General features: G+C 64.7%; 13 protein-coding genes. 12 read left to right on the forward strand and 1 reads right to left on the reverse strand.

The annotated features are described in order from the left end of the window. The first annotated feature begins 11 nt into the window (after positions 1-11). Genes MJ205_RS11730 through MJ205_RS11765 form a run of 8 tightly spaced genes read left to right on the forward strand, consistent with a single transcriptional unit; the run spans position 12 to position 8,983 of the window. Positions 12-1,025 carry a quinone oxidoreductase family protein gene (locus MJ205_RS11730; RefSeq protein WP_239812604.1) on the forward strand — a complete coding sequence of 338 codons (1,014 nt, stop codon included), beginning with the start codon at positions 12-14 and terminating at the stop codon, positions 1,023-1,025. Next, on the forward strand, positions 1,022-1,450 hold the full coding sequence (locus MJ205_RS11735; RefSeq protein ID WP_239812605.1) for a PaaI family thioesterase: 429 nt from the start codon (positions 1,022-1,024) through the stop codon (positions 1,448-1,450). Before MJ205_RS11730 ends, MJ205_RS11735 begins: the two co-directional genes overlap by 4 nt. Before the next feature lie 15 nt (positions 1,451-1,465). Next, positions 1,466-3,085, forward strand: coding sequence for an ABC transporter substrate-binding protein (locus MJ205_RS11740; protein WP_239812606.1), 1,620 nt, complete (start codon positions 1,466-1,468; stop codon positions 3,083-3,085). A 14-nt stretch (positions 3,086-3,099) separates the two neighbouring features. Next, the gene (locus tag MJ205_RS11745) at positions 3,100-4,068 is read left to right on the forward strand and encodes an ABC transporter permease (RefSeq protein ID WP_239812607.1); all 969 of its coding nucleotides are present in this window, start codon (positions 3,100-3,102) and stop codon (positions 4,066-4,068) included. 1 nt (position 4,069) lies between these two features. Further along, positions 4,070-4,954: an ABC transporter permease gene (locus MJ205_RS11750; RefSeq protein ID WP_239812608.1), complete on the forward strand. Its 885-nt coding sequence runs from the start codon at positions 4,070-4,072 to the stop codon at positions 4,952-4,954. A 38-nt stretch (positions 4,955-4,992) separates the two neighbouring features. Then, complete coding sequence (locus tag MJ205_RS11755; RefSeq protein WP_239812609.1) at positions 4,993-6,528, forward strand: class I adenylate-forming enzyme family protein; 1,536 nt, start codon at positions 4,993-4,995, stop codon at positions 6,526-6,528. Next, positions 6,525-7,298 (forward strand): SDR family oxidoreductase, encoded by a 774-nt coding sequence (locus MJ205_RS11760; protein ID WP_239812610.1) that lies wholly within the window; start codon positions 6,525-6,527, stop codon positions 7,296-7,298. The genes MJ205_RS11755 and MJ205_RS11760 overlap by 4 nt, the downstream gene beginning before the upstream one ends. 44 nt (positions 7,299-7,342) lie before the next feature. Next, positions 7,343-8,983, forward strand: coding sequence for an ABC transporter ATP-binding protein (locus MJ205_RS11765; RefSeq protein ID WP_239812611.1), 1,641 nt, complete (start codon positions 7,343-7,345; stop codon positions 8,981-8,983). Between the two features lie 73 nt (positions 8,984-9,056). Here MJ205_RS11765 and MJ205_RS11770 read toward each other — a convergent pair whose 3' ends face one another. Beyond that, positions 9,057-9,983 carry a LysR family transcriptional regulator gene (locus MJ205_RS11770; protein WP_239812612.1) on the reverse strand — a complete coding sequence of 309 codons (927 nt, stop codon included), beginning with the start codon at positions 9,981-9,983 and terminating at the stop codon, positions 9,057-9,059. Between the two features lie 98 nt (positions 9,984-10,081). Here MJ205_RS11770 and MJ205_RS11775 point away from each other — a divergent pair, with 98 nt between their 5' ends. From MJ205_RS11775 to MJ205_RS11790, 4 genes are all read left to right on the forward strand, one after another. Beyond that, positions 10,082-11,035 carry a hydroxymethylglutaryl-CoA lyase gene (locus MJ205_RS11775; protein ID WP_239812613.1) on the forward strand — a complete coding sequence of 318 codons (954 nt, stop codon included), beginning with the start codon at positions 10,082-10,084 and terminating at the stop codon, positions 11,033-11,035. A 57-nt stretch (positions 11,036-11,092) separates the two neighbouring features. After that, the gene (locus tag MJ205_RS11780) at positions 11,093-12,298 is read left to right on the forward strand and encodes a CaiB/BaiF CoA transferase family protein (protein WP_239812614.1); all 1,206 of its coding nucleotides are present in this window, start codon (positions 11,093-11,095) and stop codon (positions 12,296-12,298) included. A 65-nt stretch (positions 12,299-12,363) separates the two neighbouring features. Beyond that, a complete protein-coding gene (locus tag MJ205_RS11785; RefSeq protein ID WP_239808646.1) occupies positions 12,364-13,359 on the forward strand; it encodes a Bug family tripartite tricarboxylate transporter substrate binding protein in 996 nt (331 codons plus the stop codon). A 292-nt stretch (positions 13,360-13,651) separates the two neighbouring features. Beyond that, complete coding sequence (locus MJ205_RS11790) at positions 13,652-15,628, forward strand: HEAT repeat domain-containing protein (RefSeq protein ID WP_239808647.1); 1,977 nt, start codon at positions 13,652-13,654, stop codon at positions 15,626-15,628. Positions 15,629-15,755: the final 127 nt, after the last annotated feature.

Below are 15,755 nucleotides of genomic sequence, written 5' to 3' on the forward strand. Positions count from 1 at the left end.
CGAGTTTCCCCATGAAAGCCATTGTTTTGCACGAACACGGCGGCAACGACAAGTTGACGCTGGACACCCAATTCCCCGATCCGGCACCCGGCCCTGATGACGTCGTCGTCCGCGTCAAGGCATCGTCGCTGAACTACCACGATGTGTTCACGCGCCGTGGCATGCCGGGCATCCGCCTGGATTTCCCGATCATCATCGGCCTGGACGTGGCCGGTGAAATAGCGGAAGTCGGCGCCAACGTCAGCGACTGGAAAGTCGGCGACCGCGTGCTGGTGGATCCGATCGACCGTGTCAACGGAGGCCTGGTCGGCGAGACCATCCACGGCGGCCTGGCCGAGTTGTGCCGCGTCGGCGCGCACCAGTTGATCAAGCTGCCGGAAGACGTCAGCTTTGCTGAAGCCGCCGCCTTGCCGGTGGCCTATGGCACCGCGCTGCGCATGATGGAAACCATTGGCCAGGTGAAAGCCGGAGAGAAGGTCTTGATCCTCGGCGCCAGCGGCGGCGTTGGCGTCTGCGCCGTGCAGCTGGCCAAGCTGGCCGGCGCCACCGTCATCGCTGCTGCCGGCTCCAAAGAAAAGGCCGACCGTCTGCGTGAATTGGGGGCGGACGACGTGATCCTGTATACCGAAGAGGATTTCGTCAAAGCCATCTACGCACGCTACGGCAAGCCCGGACGCCGCCGCAACGGTCCGCAAGGCGGTGTCGATGTCGTGGTCAACTTCACCGGCGGCGATACCTGGACCCAATCGCTTCGCGTGCTGCGTGTGGGAGGCCGCGTGCTGACCTGCGGCGCCACCGCCGGCTACGATCCGAAGGAAGACCTGCGCTTCATCTGGACCTTCGAGCTGCAGATCCTTGGCTCGAACGGTTGGGAGCGCCAGGACCTGCACCGCCTGCTGGAGCTGGTGCAAACCAAGAAGCTCAAAGTGCTTGTCAACAAGCAATGGCCGCTGGAGCAAGGCGCGCAGGCACTCGCCAGCCTGGAAGACCGCAACGTCTTCGGCAAGGTACTGGTGGGCGCATGAGCATCCCCTCTCCCCAAAAACTCGGCGCCGCCGATATCCAGGCCATCTTCGAGAACTCCCCCTTCATCGCATCGCTGAAGCTGGATGTGAAGGAAGTCGACCATGACAAGGGCGTGCTGACGGTGGCCGCTCCTTTTCTGCCGGCCTTCGAGCGCGGTGCGAACACCGGCCAATGGCATGGCGGTCCGCTGGCCGCCATCATCGACACGGTGGGCGACTTCGCTGTCGGCATGCAGATCGGCCGTGGCCTGCCGACCATCAACTTCCGCGTCGACTACCTGCGCCCGGCCATCAACACCAACTTGCTGGCCGTTGCCACCGTGCGCCGCGCCGGCAAGTCGGTCGGCGTCGCCGATGTCGACCTGTACAACGACCAAGGCGTGCTGCTGGCCATCGGTCGCGCCAGCTACTCCACCCTGCCCTGAACCAAGGAACCACCTATGAGCACGTCCGGCCTGTCACGCCGTCAATTCAATTTCCGCAGCATCTCTGGCGTAGCACTAGCGGCCTCTGGCGGTTGGGCGCTTCCGTCCTTCGCGCAAACCGCCACGCCCAAACGCGGCGGTACCTTGGTCGCCACCTGGGGCGGCCTGGAGCCGCAAGCGCTGTTCGTGCCGGGCGGCGGAGGTTCAAGCCCGTTCCAGACTTCGACCAAAATCCTGGAGCGCCTGCTCAAGCTGGACGAAAAACTGGAGTTCCAACCGGTGCTGGCAGAAACCATCACGCCATCTGCCGACTTCAAGCAATACACCATCACCTTGCGCAAAGGCGTGAAGTGGCATGACGGTGCAGAGTTCGACGCCAAAGACGTGGTCTATAACTTCCTGCAGCACTGGAAGCCGATTTCGGCCGGCATCGCGCTCAAGGCCCTGAGCAAGGTCACCGCCCCCGACAGCCACACCGTGGTGCTGACCTTCGACCAGCCGACCCCTGAGTTCTTCCTGAAGTCCATCCTGGCGGGCCAATACCAATTGGTGGTACCGCGCCATCTGTACGAAGGCAAGGACCTGCTGACCAACCCGCTGAACAACACGCCGGTCGGCACCGGCCCGTGGAAATACGGCCAGTGGGTGCGCGGCAGCCATGTGCTGTATGCGCGCAATGCCAATTACTGGAGCGCCAACCGCCCCTATCTCGACAAACTGATCATCCGCTGGTGGGGCGACCCGGCTTCGCGCGCGGCGGCGCTGGAGACCGGCGAGCTGTCGGTGGCCTATTCGAATCCGGTGCCTGCACGCGATATCGACCGTCTGGTGAAAACCGGCAAGGTCGTCGTCGACACGCGTGGCTACGAGAACTCGGCATGGACCGTGACTGCCGAATTCAACCAGCGCCGTGAGCATGTGAAGCGCAAGGAGGTGCGCCAGGCGCTGCTGCATGCAATCAACCGCCAGTTCATCGTCGATACGATCTATTTCGGCCGGGGCAAGCCCGCCATCTCGCCGATCTTCAGCAGCAACAAGCAGTTCTATACCGACGATGTGCCGCGCTATGCGTTCGATCCCAAGAAGGCGGGCGCGCTGCTGGACGCCGCCGGCCTGCCGCTGAAAGACGGCAAGCGCTTTTCCGTCAATGTGGTGGCTGCTGCATGGTTTGAAGAGAATGCCAAGCTTGGTCAGTACATCAAGCAGGCGCTCGAAGATGTGGGCGTGGAGGTCAAGCTGGACTCGGTCGATCGCGCTACCGCGCTCAAGCGCATCTATGGCGACTACGACTACGACATTGCCATCTCCAACTTCACCGCGCCGCTGGAGCTGGTGCCGACGGTGACGCAGTTTTTCACGACCGATGGCATCGTCAAGGGTGCAGCCTTCCGCAATGCAACCGGGTACTCCAGCAAGGACATGGATGCGCTGGTGTCACAGCTGATGACGGAAACCAATCCAAAGGCACGCCAGAAACTGGCTGCAGACTTTGCCAAGCTGGCCTCGACCGATGTGCCGATCGTACCGCTGGTGGAAATGGAGTCCTTCACGCTGGCCGGCAAGAAGGTACGCAATGTCACGCGTGGTGCCAACGTCCAGGGCGAGTCGCTCGATGACGCCTGGATCGACAGCTAAAAAGGTGGGTTGAAATGCTTGCTCTTCTGCTGCGCCGGCTCCTGCAGGCCGTGCCCCTGCTGCTTGGCGTGATTGTCCTCAACTTTACGTTGATCCAGATGGTGCCCGGCACCTTCCTGGACGTCATGACGGCCGAGCAGCAGGTGACCGACCAGGCCATGATCGATCGCTTGCGCGTGACCTACGGGGTGGACCAGCCACCGGCCATTCAGCTGGCGAAGTACATCGGCTCGGTCGCCAAGCTGGACCTGGGCTATTCGTACCGCCACAACCTGCCGGTGATCGACGTGCTGTGGGCGCACCTGCCGGCGACCTTGCTGCTGATGTTTGCAGCCTTGCTGATCGCGGTGCTGGTGGGGTCGGCTGCGGGCATCGTCTCTGCGCTCAAGGTGAACACCTGGTGGGACACGGCGGTGTCGGTGTTTGCCGTGCTGTGCTTTGCCGCGCCAAGCTTCTGGCTCGGCATCATGCTGATCATCCTGTTCTGCGTGAAGCTGGGCTGGTTCCCGGTGGGCGGCATGGTCACCATCGGCCTCGACGGGGGCTGGTGGACGCAAGCGGTGGATATCTTGCATCACCTGTTCCTGCCCGCGCTGACCCTCGGGCTGTTCTACAGCGCCAACTATGCCCGCGTGATGCGCGCCTCGATGCTGGAAGTCAGCCGCATGGACCACGTGCGTACCGCCCACGCCAAAGGCCTGAAACACAGTGCCGTGGTGCTGCGGCACATGGCGCGCAACGCCATGCTGCCAGTGGTCACGCTGTTTGGTCTGCAACTTGGCGCGGTGCTGGGCGGCAGCATCGTGGTCGAGGCCGTTTTCAGCTGGCCGGGTATCGGCGGGGTGCTGTTCGACAGCGTGATGAGCCGCAACTATCCGGTGGTGCTCGGCATTCTGGTGCTGAGTTCCGTGGTGGTCATTCTGGCCAACATCCTGATCGATCTTCTCTACGCCCGGCTCGATCCGCGCATCAAGGCCCACTGACATGACAACGCCCTTAACGCTCGCGCCGGCGCCCACCGTTCGCGCCAAGCGCAGCGACCAACTCATCGCCCGTTTTGCCCGCCATCGCGGCGCAGTGGTCGGTGCCTTGTTGCTCGCGCTAGTAGTGCTGATGGCAATGACGGCAGACCTGCTGTACCCCGGCAATCCGCTGCGCATCGTCGCCGCGCCGGAGATCTGGCCCTTCACCGACCGCGCCTACCCGCTCGGCACCGATGCATTGGGCCGCGACATCACCGCCATGATCGTGCATGGCGCGCGCGCCACCTTGCTGATCGGCCTGGTGGCGGCTGCGGCGGCCACCGCCATTGGCGTTACCGTCGGCGCGCTGGCGACCTGGTACGGCGGCTGGGTGGAAGAGATTTTGATGCGCCTGACCGAGCTGTTCCAGATCATCCCGAACGTGGTCTTCGTGCTCACGGTGGTGTCTGTGCTGGGACCGAAGATCGGCAACATCACGATCGCCGTGGGCTTGGTGTCATGGCCGCCGATTGCACGACTCACCCGTGCTGAATTCCTGTCGCTGAAGGAGCGTGAGTTCGTACAGGCCTGCCGTGCCGTGGCGCTCAGTCCGGGGCGCATCATCTTCCGCGAGATTCTGCCCAACGCGCTGCCGCCGGTCATCGTGATGGCGTCGCTGGTGGTGGCCGGCGCCATCCTGTACGAATCGGTGGTGTCCTTCCTGGGCCTCGGTGACCCGAACATCGCCAGCTGGGGCCGCATGGTCGGCGAGGGCCGCACCTTGATCCGATCGTCATGGTTCCTGAGTGCCGTGCCCGGCGTGGCGATTATGTTGATCGTGCTCGCCCTGAACCTGGTCGGCGACGGTCTGAACGACGCCCTGAATCCCAAACTGCGCAAACGCTGACCGCCCGCGCTGCAATCCTTTCCTTACGCCAACGCACCATGACTGACTTTCGCTACAACCTCGGCGATCTGAACGATCCCGCCCTTCCCCTTGACCTTCCGGCCATCGTCGACCTGCGTGACTTTGACCAGCCCCGTGAATACAGCCATGCGGATATCCGGGGGCTGGCCGGCGGCGTCGCTCGCTGGTTGCAGGCGCAAGGCCTGCCGCGTGGTTCGCGCATCGCCATCGCCTCGCTCAACCGGGCTGAGTTTCTGATCAGCTATTTCGGCATCATGCGCGCCGGCTACGTCGCCGTGCCGATCAACATCAAGCAACCCGAGCAAACCATTGCCTACGTGCTCCAGGACGCCCATATCGTGCTGGCGTTTGTCGATGGTGCACGACGCAATACCTTTTCTGCCTATGTGCGCGTGGTCGACTTCGACGATGCCGGCCCCGAGGGCTTTGCTGCACAGATCACACCGGCCGAGTTCGAGAGCATTCGCCCGCAAGCGGATGAAGAAGGCCAGATGCTGTACACCTCCGGATCGACCGGCATACCCAAGGGTGTGCCGCTGACCCATAGCGGGCAATTGTGGGCGCTCCAAGTCACCACGCCGCCGCCGGCGGAGCCGCAACGCCTGCTGCTGGCGCAACCGCTGTTCCACATGAATGGCCTGTTCATGGCCAAACGCGCCTTTGCGTTGCATTCGCAGCTGGTGATCCTGCCGGGCTTCGATGTGGACCATTACCTGACCGCGTTGGAACGCTACCGCATCAACACGGTGACCGCTGTGCCGACCATGTTCGCCCGCTTGATCCGTGATCCGGCACGTCTGCAAGGCCGCGATTTCTCGTCCCTCAAGCGCGTGGCATTGGCATCCGCTCCGATGACACTGGACCTTCTCGGCCGCCTCAAGGCCCTCTTTCCCGCGACCCAGTTTGCCCATGGCTATGGCACGACCGAAGCCGGGCCGGCGGTGTTTGGCCCCCATCCGGACGGCATCCCCTTGCCGGACCTGGCGGTCGGCCATCCGATCCATGTGGACCATGTGCGGCTGGTCGATGGCCCCAATGAGAACGAAGGCGTGCTGCTGATGCGCAACCCCGCCGTGCTGGCCGGCTACCACAACCTGCCCGAGAAGAGCGCACAGGTGCTCCATGACGGCTGGTACACCAGCGGCGATGTGATGCGGCGCGACGAGCAAGGCTTTTACTACTTCATCGGCCGCGCCGACGACATGTTTGTCTGCTCGGGTGAAAACATCTATCCGGTGGAAGTGGAAAAACTGCTGGAGCGCCATCCCGATGTCATCCAGGTCAGCGTGGTGCCATTGCCGGATGAAGAACGCGCGCATGTGCCGGTGGCCTTTGTGGTGCGCCGCCCGGGCAGCACGCTCGATGCCGACACGCTCAAGCGCTTTGCGCTGGACAACGGCCCCGCCTACCAGCATCCGCGCCGTGTGCGCTTTGTCGCGGAGTTGCCATGGGCCGGCACCAACAAGGTGGACCGCCATGTGCTGATCCAGTTGGCACGCCAGCTTGAAGCCGGGCAAGGCTGGCTGCACGCCGATGACGAGGTGGTCGCATGAGCCAGCACAACCGCTTTGATCTGACCGGAAAAATCGCGCTGGTGACCGGCGCCAGCCGCGGTATCGGCCGTGCCATCGCCGTGGCCTTGGCGGAACAAGGTGCGCGCATCATCGTGCATTACCACCAGGCCGGCGATGCCGCTGACGGATTGGCATCCGAGATCCGCGCACAAGGCGGCGAGGCCTGGACCGTGGCCGCAGACCTGTCTGCCGCCGATGGTGCAAGCGTGCTGGCCCATGCGGTCAAGGCCATCGTCAGGGACGCGTCCGCAGGAGGCCTGGACATCCTGGTCAACAACGCCGGTGTTGGCTTACGCGCACGCATTGCCGATGTGCGCGAAGAAGACTTTGACCGCGTGCTGCAGGTGAACCTGAAGACGCCGTTCTTCCTGATCCAGCAATTGCTGCCGGTGCTGCGCGACGGCGGCCGCATCATCAACGTGTCGTCGATGGGCACACGGGCGGCCTATCCGGAAATGAGCGTGTATGCCCCGGCCAAGGGCGGGCTGGAAGCGCTGACCTTGCTGCTGGCAGCGGAACTCGGCCCGCGCAACATCACGGTGAATGCCGTGCTGCCCGGCGCGACGGCAACCGACCTCAACCAGCGCGCCCGCGATCCTGAAACCGCCAAGGTCATTGCCCAGACGGTCGCATTGGGCCGCGTCGGCCAGCCCGATGACATCGCCGACATCGTCACCTTTCTGGCCAGCAACGCGGGCCGCTGGGTGACCGGCCAGAACATCGATGCCACCGGTGGCCAACGCCTCTGAAACCGCATTGGACCGGTCCACACCAAGATCGCCAAGATTGATTTATGACTGCCCTGCTTTCACTCCAGAACCTCACCGTCGCGCTGCCGCCCGGTGCTGACCGTCCCCATGCGCTCTCCGGCGTCAACCTGGACATACATCCCGGCGAAGTGCTGTGCGTGGTCGGTGAAAGCGGGTCGGGAAAATCGCTGACGGCAGCGGCCGTGCTGGGCCTGCTGCCCGAGGGTGTGTCTGTCACCGGCGGCCGCATCGCCTGGAACGGCGAAGACCTGCGCTGCGCGAGCCCCGAGCGCCTGCGCCAGCTGCGCGGCAAGGAAGTGGGCACGATCTTCCAGGAGCCGATGACGGCACTCAATCCGCTGCGAACCATTGGCGACCAGATTGCCGAGTTGTTCCGCACCCACACCCCACTCCGCCGCAAGGAGATCGAAGCGCGCACGGTGGCGTTGCTGGAGTCGGTGCATATTCCGAACCCGGCTGCTGCCGCAAAGGCGTACCCGCACGAGCTGTCCGGCGGCCAGCGCCAGCGCGCCATGATTGCCATGGCGTTGGCATTGGAACCCCAGCTTCTGATCGCCGATGAGCCCACCACGGCGCTGGATGTGACCACGCAGGCGCAGATCCTGAAGCTGATCCATGAGCTGCAACGCCGCAAAGGCACCGCCGTGCTGTTCATTACCCACGACTTCGGCGTGGTGGCCGACATTGCCGACCGCGTGGCAGTGATCCAGAAAGGCAAGCTGGTAGAAAGCGGCCCGGCCGAGCAAGTGCTCAACCATCCGCAGGACCGCTATACGCGTGCCTTGATTGCGGCCGTGCCGCCGCTGGAGCCAGCGCTGCGCGCGCGTGCCGAAGGACGGCCGGTGGCGTTGTCTGTCAGCCATTTATCCAAGACCTATGGCAAGAAGCGCTGGTTCAAGCGCAATGCGCGCATCACGCATGCGGTGAGCGACGTCTCGATCGAACTGGCCGCCGGCAGCACGCTGGGCATCGTGGGTGAAAGTGGATCGGGCAAATCCACATTGGCGCGCAATGTGCTGGGCCTGCTGGTGCCCGAAGCCGGTGAGATGAAGGTGTTCGGCGAAGCGGTGGACCTGCGCACGCCCTCCGGACGCCGGCACCACGCGTCACTGGTGCAGATGGTGTTTCAGGATCCATATGCATCGCTGAACCCGCGCCGCCGCGTGGGCGATATCGTCACCCAAGGGCCCATCGCCCACGGCAAGACGCATGATGGTGCATGGCGGCATGCGCGCGAATTGTTCGATCTGGTCGGCTTGGCGCCGGATGCGCTGGAGCGTTATCCCCATGAGTTCTCCGGCGGGCAGCGCCAGCGCGTCGGCCTGGCACGCGCACTGGCGATGGATCCCAAGATTCTGGTGGCCGATGAACCTGTCTCTGCACTCGATGTATCTGTGCAGGCACAGGTGCTGGAGCTGCTTGCACGGCTGCAGGACCAGTTGCATCTGTCCATTCTCTTTATCACCCACGATTTGCGCGTTGCTGCGCAGGTCTGCGACCGCATCGCAGTGATGAAGTCGGGCCAGATCGTGGAACAGGGTGAGAGCACCCATGTCTTCGGCAAGCCGTCCCATCCCTATACGCAGGCCTTGCTGGCGGCAGTGCCGGGCCGGCACTGGCATCCCGAGGCAGCCGTCCAGACGAAGATGGCCGAGGTCGCCTGAGCGCCTCGTCCCCCGGGCCGCCTGCCTGCTTGGCCGCGAAAACCATGCCCCTGCTGCGCCGCAAAAGGATTATTCATGGCGTGTGCAACGCCTGCGGCGACTGCGCCGCCAAATGGCTCAACAACGCCTTGGCCGCCGACGACAGCAAGGCCGCATCCCGGTAGCTGATCGCAAACTGCCGCTGCGCCCAGCCGTCCGCCAGCGGAATCACCCGAACATCCGTGTTGGCGGCAAAGCTCAGTGCCACTTCGCGCGGCACCACGCTGATCGCCAGGTTGGCCTGAACCACGCGCAGCGCGGCATCGAAGTTGGAGACGTGCACGCGGTGGCGCAGCGCCTTTCCTTCTTGCGCGGCAGCGCGGGTGAGCAAGATTTGCACTGCGCTCAACGCCGGCATGCTGACATGTTCGTAGTCCAGTACGTCGGAGAAGTGCACTGCTGCGCTTTGCGCCATGCGTGCGATGGGGTGGCTTTTGTGCGCCGCAATGGCCAGGTGGTCGCTGCCATAGGGCTGGGTCTGCAGGCCGCTCAAATCGGCTGCGTCCCAGCAAATCCCCATGGCCGCGCGCCCTTCGCGCACGCCGCGCACCACATCCGGGCTCACGCACTCCTCCAAAGTCACACGGATACTGGCGTGCGCAGGTTGCTGCAAAAAACTTGCGACATGGTCAGCCAAGGATTCGGCCATCACCGACGCCGTGACCAGCACCCGTACCTGCCCCTGTACGCCCTTGCTATAGGCCGCCATCTCCTGCTGCATGTGGTTGGCGGCGGCCAGCATGGTGCGCGCATGTTCCAGCAAAGTCTCACCCGCCGCCGTGGGGCGCAGGCCGCGCCGTTCGCGGATGAACAAGGGCGCGCCCATCTGGTGCTCAAGCTGGGCCAGCCGCTTGCTGATGGCCGATGCCACCAGCGCCTCGGCCTGCGCCACACGGGCAATGCTGCGCTGCTCACAGACCTGCACAAACAGCCGCAGGTTCAGCAGACTCAGGTCATACATGATTTTCCTTTTTGGAACGAAACCGGTTCCGTATTCGATTATTGCTGATACTTTGGAAAATCTAAAATCAAAACCAACGACAAAAGCCTGGAGACACGATGACCGCCACCTCAACCCTTGCGACACAGCGCGCCAGCATCCGCGAAGTTGGCCTGCGCGATGGCCTGCAAAGCCTGGCCAGCATCGTCAGCACCGCCGACAAATGCGCCTGGATTGACGCCGCCTACGACGCCGGCATGCGCGAGATGGAGGTGGGATCGATGGTGCCAGCACACCTGCTGCCCCAGCTGGCCGATACCGAAGCCGTGCTCGCCCATGCCTGCAGCAAACCGGGCTTGCTCGCGTCCGTGCTAGTGCCCAACCTCAAAGGCGCCGAGCGCGCCTTGGCAGCGGGCGCGCAGTCCATGGTCGTGCCGCTGTCGGCCAGCCACGCGCACAGCCTGGCCAACCTGCGCAAAACCCCGGACGAAGTCGTGGCAGAAGTCGCCCGCATCCGCGCAGTGCGCGACGCAGCGGGGAGCCACACCCAAATTGAGGGCGGCGTGGGCACGGCCTTTGGCTGCACCCTGCAAGGCGATGTGGCCGAAAGCGAGGTGCTGCGCCTGATGCAGGCCTTGCTGGACGCCGGCGCCGACCATGTGAGCCTGGCCGATACCGTGGGCTATGCCGACCCCGACAGTGTGCGCCGTTTGTTTGAAAAAGCCCGGCGCCTGGTGGACGGCCGGCTGCGTACCGCCCATTTTCACGACACCCGCGGCATGGGTCTGGCCAACGCCTATGCGGCCTGGCAAACCGGCATCACCCACTTTGACGCCTGCCTGGGCGGCATTGGCGGCTGCCCGCATGCACCGGGTGCCAGCGGCAATGTCACCACCGAAGACCTGGCCTATATGCTGCAGCGCATGGGCGTTGATACGGGTCTGGATGTTCCCGCCCTTTTGCAGTTGCGCCAGCGCATGCACGCCTGGCTGCCCAACGAGAAACTGCACGGCAGCCTGTGGCAAGCCGGTGTGATTGCAGCCCCCCAGGCTTGTGCCGCCATTTGCACTTAATTCTTAAACCCAATCAACCGCTGGTGCCACACCATGCGCGCTAGTAGCTACCCAAATATGAGTAACCCCTCTCCCACCCCATCGCTCCCCCTCGCCGGTATCCGCGTGGTCGAATTCACCCACATGGTCATGGGCCCCACCTGCGGCATGGTGCTGGCCGACCTGGGCGCCGAAGTCATCAAGGTTGAACCTGTCGAGGGCGACCGCACGCGCCACTTGCTGGGTGCGGGTGCCGGCTTCTTCCCCATGTTCAATCGCAACAAAAAAAGCATTGCGCTGGACCTGCGCCAGCCCCAGGGACTGGAAGCCGCCATTCGCCTGGCCAGCACGGCCGATGTGGTGGCGCAAAACTTCAAGCCCGGCGTGATGACCAAGTACGGCCTGGACTATGCCGCGCTGTCCAAGCTCAACGAGCGCCTGATCTATGTGAACCATACCGGCTTTTTGCCCGGGCCTTATGAGCACCGCACGGCGCTGGACGAGGTCGTGCAGATGATGGGGGGCCTGGCCTACATGACAGGCCGCCCCGGCGACCCGCTGCGCGCGGGCACCAGCGTGAACGACATCATGGGCGGCATGTTTGGCGCAATCGGCGCCATGGCAGCGCTGATGCAGCGCGCACAGACCGGCAAGGGGCAAGAGATTGACTCGGCGCTGTTCGAGAACAACGTCTTTCTCGTCGGCCAGCACATGATGCAGTACGCCGTGACGGGCGAGGCGGCCGATCCCATGCCCAACCGCATCTCGGCCTGGTCGGTGTACGACGTGTTCACCGTCCAGGACGGCGAGCAGATCTTTCTGGCGGCCGTGAGCGATGCCCAGTGGCGCGCCATGTGCCAGGCCTTTGGCTGGGCCGATCTGCTGGCCAACCCGCACTACACCACCAACAACGAACGCGTACGCGCGCGCCCGGCCCTGCTCGCCGATCTGCGCGCGCGCCTGGCCCGCATGGATGTCGAACAGGTCGCCAAAATCTTTGAAGACAACGGCCTGCCCTACGCCCCCATCAGCAAGCCAGAACAACTGCTGGATGACCCGCACCTGCTGGCCACCGGCGGCTTGGCCGAGGTAACGCTGACCGACGGCGAACGCGCCGGCCAAACCGCACAGACCACCTTGCTGCCGCTGCGCATGGCGGGCGAGCGCCTGGCCGTACGCCAAAACCCGCCGCGCCTGGGCGAGCACACCGCCGAGTTGCTGGCCAGCCTGGGTTACGACGCCGCGCAGATCAGCGCCATGCAGGCTACCCAGGCAGCGACGTAACGCTACCAATATAAGAGCAAACCATCCTTTACAGACAGGCGAAAAGCCGCAATCAGGAGACAAACATGCACCCCACCCGCCCAATCCCCCGCCGCACCGCACTGGCGATGGTTCTGGCCAGCCTCGCCAGTGGCGCCTTGCCCGCGCTGGCGCAAACCAAGGCTGCAGGGCACGACAAAGCGCTGCGCGTCATCTTGCCGCTATCGGCGGGCTCGGGGGCCGACGGCGCCATCCGCGCCATCAGCACGCCCATCAGCAAAGCCCTGGGCCAGCCCCTGGTGATTGAGAACCTGCCCGGCGCAGGCGGCATCACCGGCACGGCGCAGATTGTGCGGGCGCCCAAAGATGGGGACACCATCGGCATCGTCAGCAACAACCATGTCGTCAACCCCAGCCTGTACAAAAACATTCCCTTTGATTCAATCAAGGACATCGCGCCCATCACCATCATCGGCACCACGCCCTTTGTGCTGGTCGCCAACCCCAAGGTGCCCGCACGTACCGTGCAGGAGCTGATTGCCCACGCCAAGGCCCATCCCGGCACGCTCAATTACGGCTCATCGGGCAATGGCACCATCCTGCACTTGGGCGCCGCCATGTTTGTCGAGCAGGCCCAGATCGATGTGCCCCACATCCCCTACAAAGGCATGGGCCAGCTGATGAATGACTTGCTCAGCGGCCAGGTGCAGCTGGGCGTGGTGGCGGTCGCACCCGCCATGGCCCACATCAAGGCCGGGAGCCTGCGCGCCATCGGCATCACCAGCGCCAAACGCAGCGCCAGCCTGCCCGATGTGCCCACCATTGCCGAACAAGGCCTGCCGCAGTACGAGCTGGACGGCTGGATCGCCGCCATTGCCCCAGCGGGTGTACCCAAGGCCGAGATGGACCGCCTCTACCAAGGCTTTGTGCAAGGCATTGCCTCCCCAGAAGCCCGCGAAGCGCTCATCGCCCAAGGCTACGAGATCCAGCTCACCCCGCCGGAAGTGGCAGCCCGTTTTATGGCGAGCGAAAAGCAGCGCATGCAGGCGGCGGTGAAAGCCGCCCAAGTCAAAATGGATTGAGCCCGCGGATGGGTCAAGCTCCTCCAATGAACTCCCACACCGGACGCTGAATGGCGGCAGCTGCGGCATCGCAACCGGGCAGCACGGCTGAGCACGCATGCCGCCACTTCCCCGCTCTGCGACAGCGTCATTCCCGCCGAGTGTGTTAGCACGCTACACTGGCCCACTGCCCTGCAAGCGGACGATTTATGGGCGGGCGACTTGTTCCCTGGCGGCCTCGGGGCGGTTGCCATGCGGGGACCGTTCTTGGGCAGGTAGCACCCCGGCAAACCTGCCGAGCCTTCTAGTACTTATGAACGACAATCTCAGCCAGGCACTGGCAGACCAGTTGCAGAGCTCGACGAAAAACGTCGATGTGTTCCTGGCGCTGGAAGCGCTGTCTCATGCAGACCCGGCAGTGGCCTTCGAGGCCACCACGGCCTTTTTACGGTCCGCGCCGGAAAATCGGGCGCCGCTGGCCCGAAGTGCGCTGCACGCATTGGCGGATCGTGCGCCCGCGCTTTTGCTCAAAGCCACGCTGGACGAAGACGCCAAGGTGGCAGACGCGGCCAAGCAGGCCTTGTTGGCCCGCCCCTCCAATGATGCGTTGCCCCTGTACCTGCGCATGGCCAAATCCAAGAGCGTTGACGAAGCCTGCTCGGGTTGCATGTTCCTGGGCCGTATCTCCTCGCCGCAGGCGCGTGCGCCCTTGTTCAAGGCCCTGGGCCACCGCAGCGCGGCGGTGCGCGCGTATGCCGCGACATCCATCCACAGCCATGCCGACGAGCACTGGATTGCCGAACTGCTGGAGGCCATCCGCACGCTGCGGCGCGAAGAGGCCGACAAAAAGAAGGACTTCGACGAGGTGATCAACACGCTGTGCAGCACGGTGGTCCAGAAATCCACGCGCTCCAACCTCGAACTGCTGATCGAAGGACTCGGCGACGCGGACGCGAGAGTCCGCCGGACCTGCATCAGCGCACTAGGGCGCCTGGGCGACGCGGCAGCGGTGGTCCCGCTTATCGAGACGTTGGAACACCCGCGCCGGGGGATGCCTCTGCAGCTGCGGATGGAACTGGTCAAGGTGCTTGGCGAGTTGGGCGACGCGCGTGCGATCGCGCCGCTGCTGCGTGCCGGGGTGGCGGTTGCCGGCCCGGCGCTGGGCCTGCTGAAGGCGCAAGAAGCCGTGCCCGAACTGATGGCCCTGCTGGAGCAGGCCAGGACACCGCGCGATGCCAGCGAATGGGCCGAAGTTTTGGCGCAGTTGGAAGGGCCCGGCGAGCAGCAGTGGCCCCGCGCCGGGTTGCAGTCGGCGTCGTTGCAGGTGCGCCGGGCCGCTGCGCTGCAACTGGCGCGCACGGCGCCCGAGGACGCGGCAGAGCATCTGCGCGCCCTGCTGCCCCAGCTCTCCAGCGGCGACGCTGTGCGCGTGGCCGAGGCGCTGGTCTCCATGGGCTGTGGGGAGGGTTTCGAAGGCTTCGCGCGGGCATTGGAAGACGATCCCCATCACTGGAACGCCAGCGCCGTCGCATACGCCTGCAAGAATCTTCGCGGCCCCCAGGTGCAGGCCCTGCTCTTGGGCCTGCTGCCCGGCATCCGCAACGAGTATGTCCATAACGTCTGCGCAGCGCTGGCTGCGCAAGGGGCTGAGGTGTTGCCTGCGCTGATCGGCGCAGCCCAGGAGGCCGGCGACGGCTTGCGGTACCGCTACAGTGCGGCGCTTGCCGAGTTCCGCGACCCGCAAGGCGCCAGCTTGTTGGCACCGCTCATGGTCCGCCGCAACCCCTTGCGGGACGCGGCCACGCTGTCGCTGTCGGCCACGCCCAGCGCCGAGACCCATGCAGCGCTGGCTGCTGCATTGCCGCTGGCGGCGTCGCCTGCCGATGCGCGGCTGATCACCGAAGCGCTGGCGCAAGCAGCCACGCGCGAGGCGATCCCCGATTTGATACGGGCGCTGCAGACCGATGCCGCCACCGAGGCGGTATTGGAGGCCTTGGGCCGCCTGGGCGATCGAGCGGCCGTGCCTGCACTGGTCGACCAACTCAGCAGCCCCCATGCGCGCCGCCGCCAGGGTGCTGCCATGGCGCTGGGCCAGATCGCAGACCCTGCAGCAGGGGCGCCGCTGGTCAAGCTGCTGCTGACCGAGCTTGATCTGGCGGTGGCACAGGCTGCAATGCATGCCTGGCTGGCCAGCGGAGCGGTAGACGGTGGCGCACTCGACGGGCAGGATGTGCCGGGCACGCGCGCATTCCTGTTGGCCCATGCCCGGCAGCGGTGCAAGCAACGCTAGCACGCAGGTCCGGCGGCGCCGGCGCAGTGCCTTTGTCAGCGGATTGCCGGATGGGGTGAGCGGGGCTGGCAGGCACCTCCTGCCCCCATTGCGGCGCACGCGGTACATCCCGATCCCGCAGGCATTC

The sequence above is a fragment of the Comamonas sp. B21-038 genome, from assembly GCF_022387135.1.
In the GTDB taxonomy this organism is placed as follows: Bacteria; Pseudomonadota; Gammaproteobacteria; order Burkholderiales; family Burkholderiaceae_C; genus Comamonas; species Comamonas sediminis.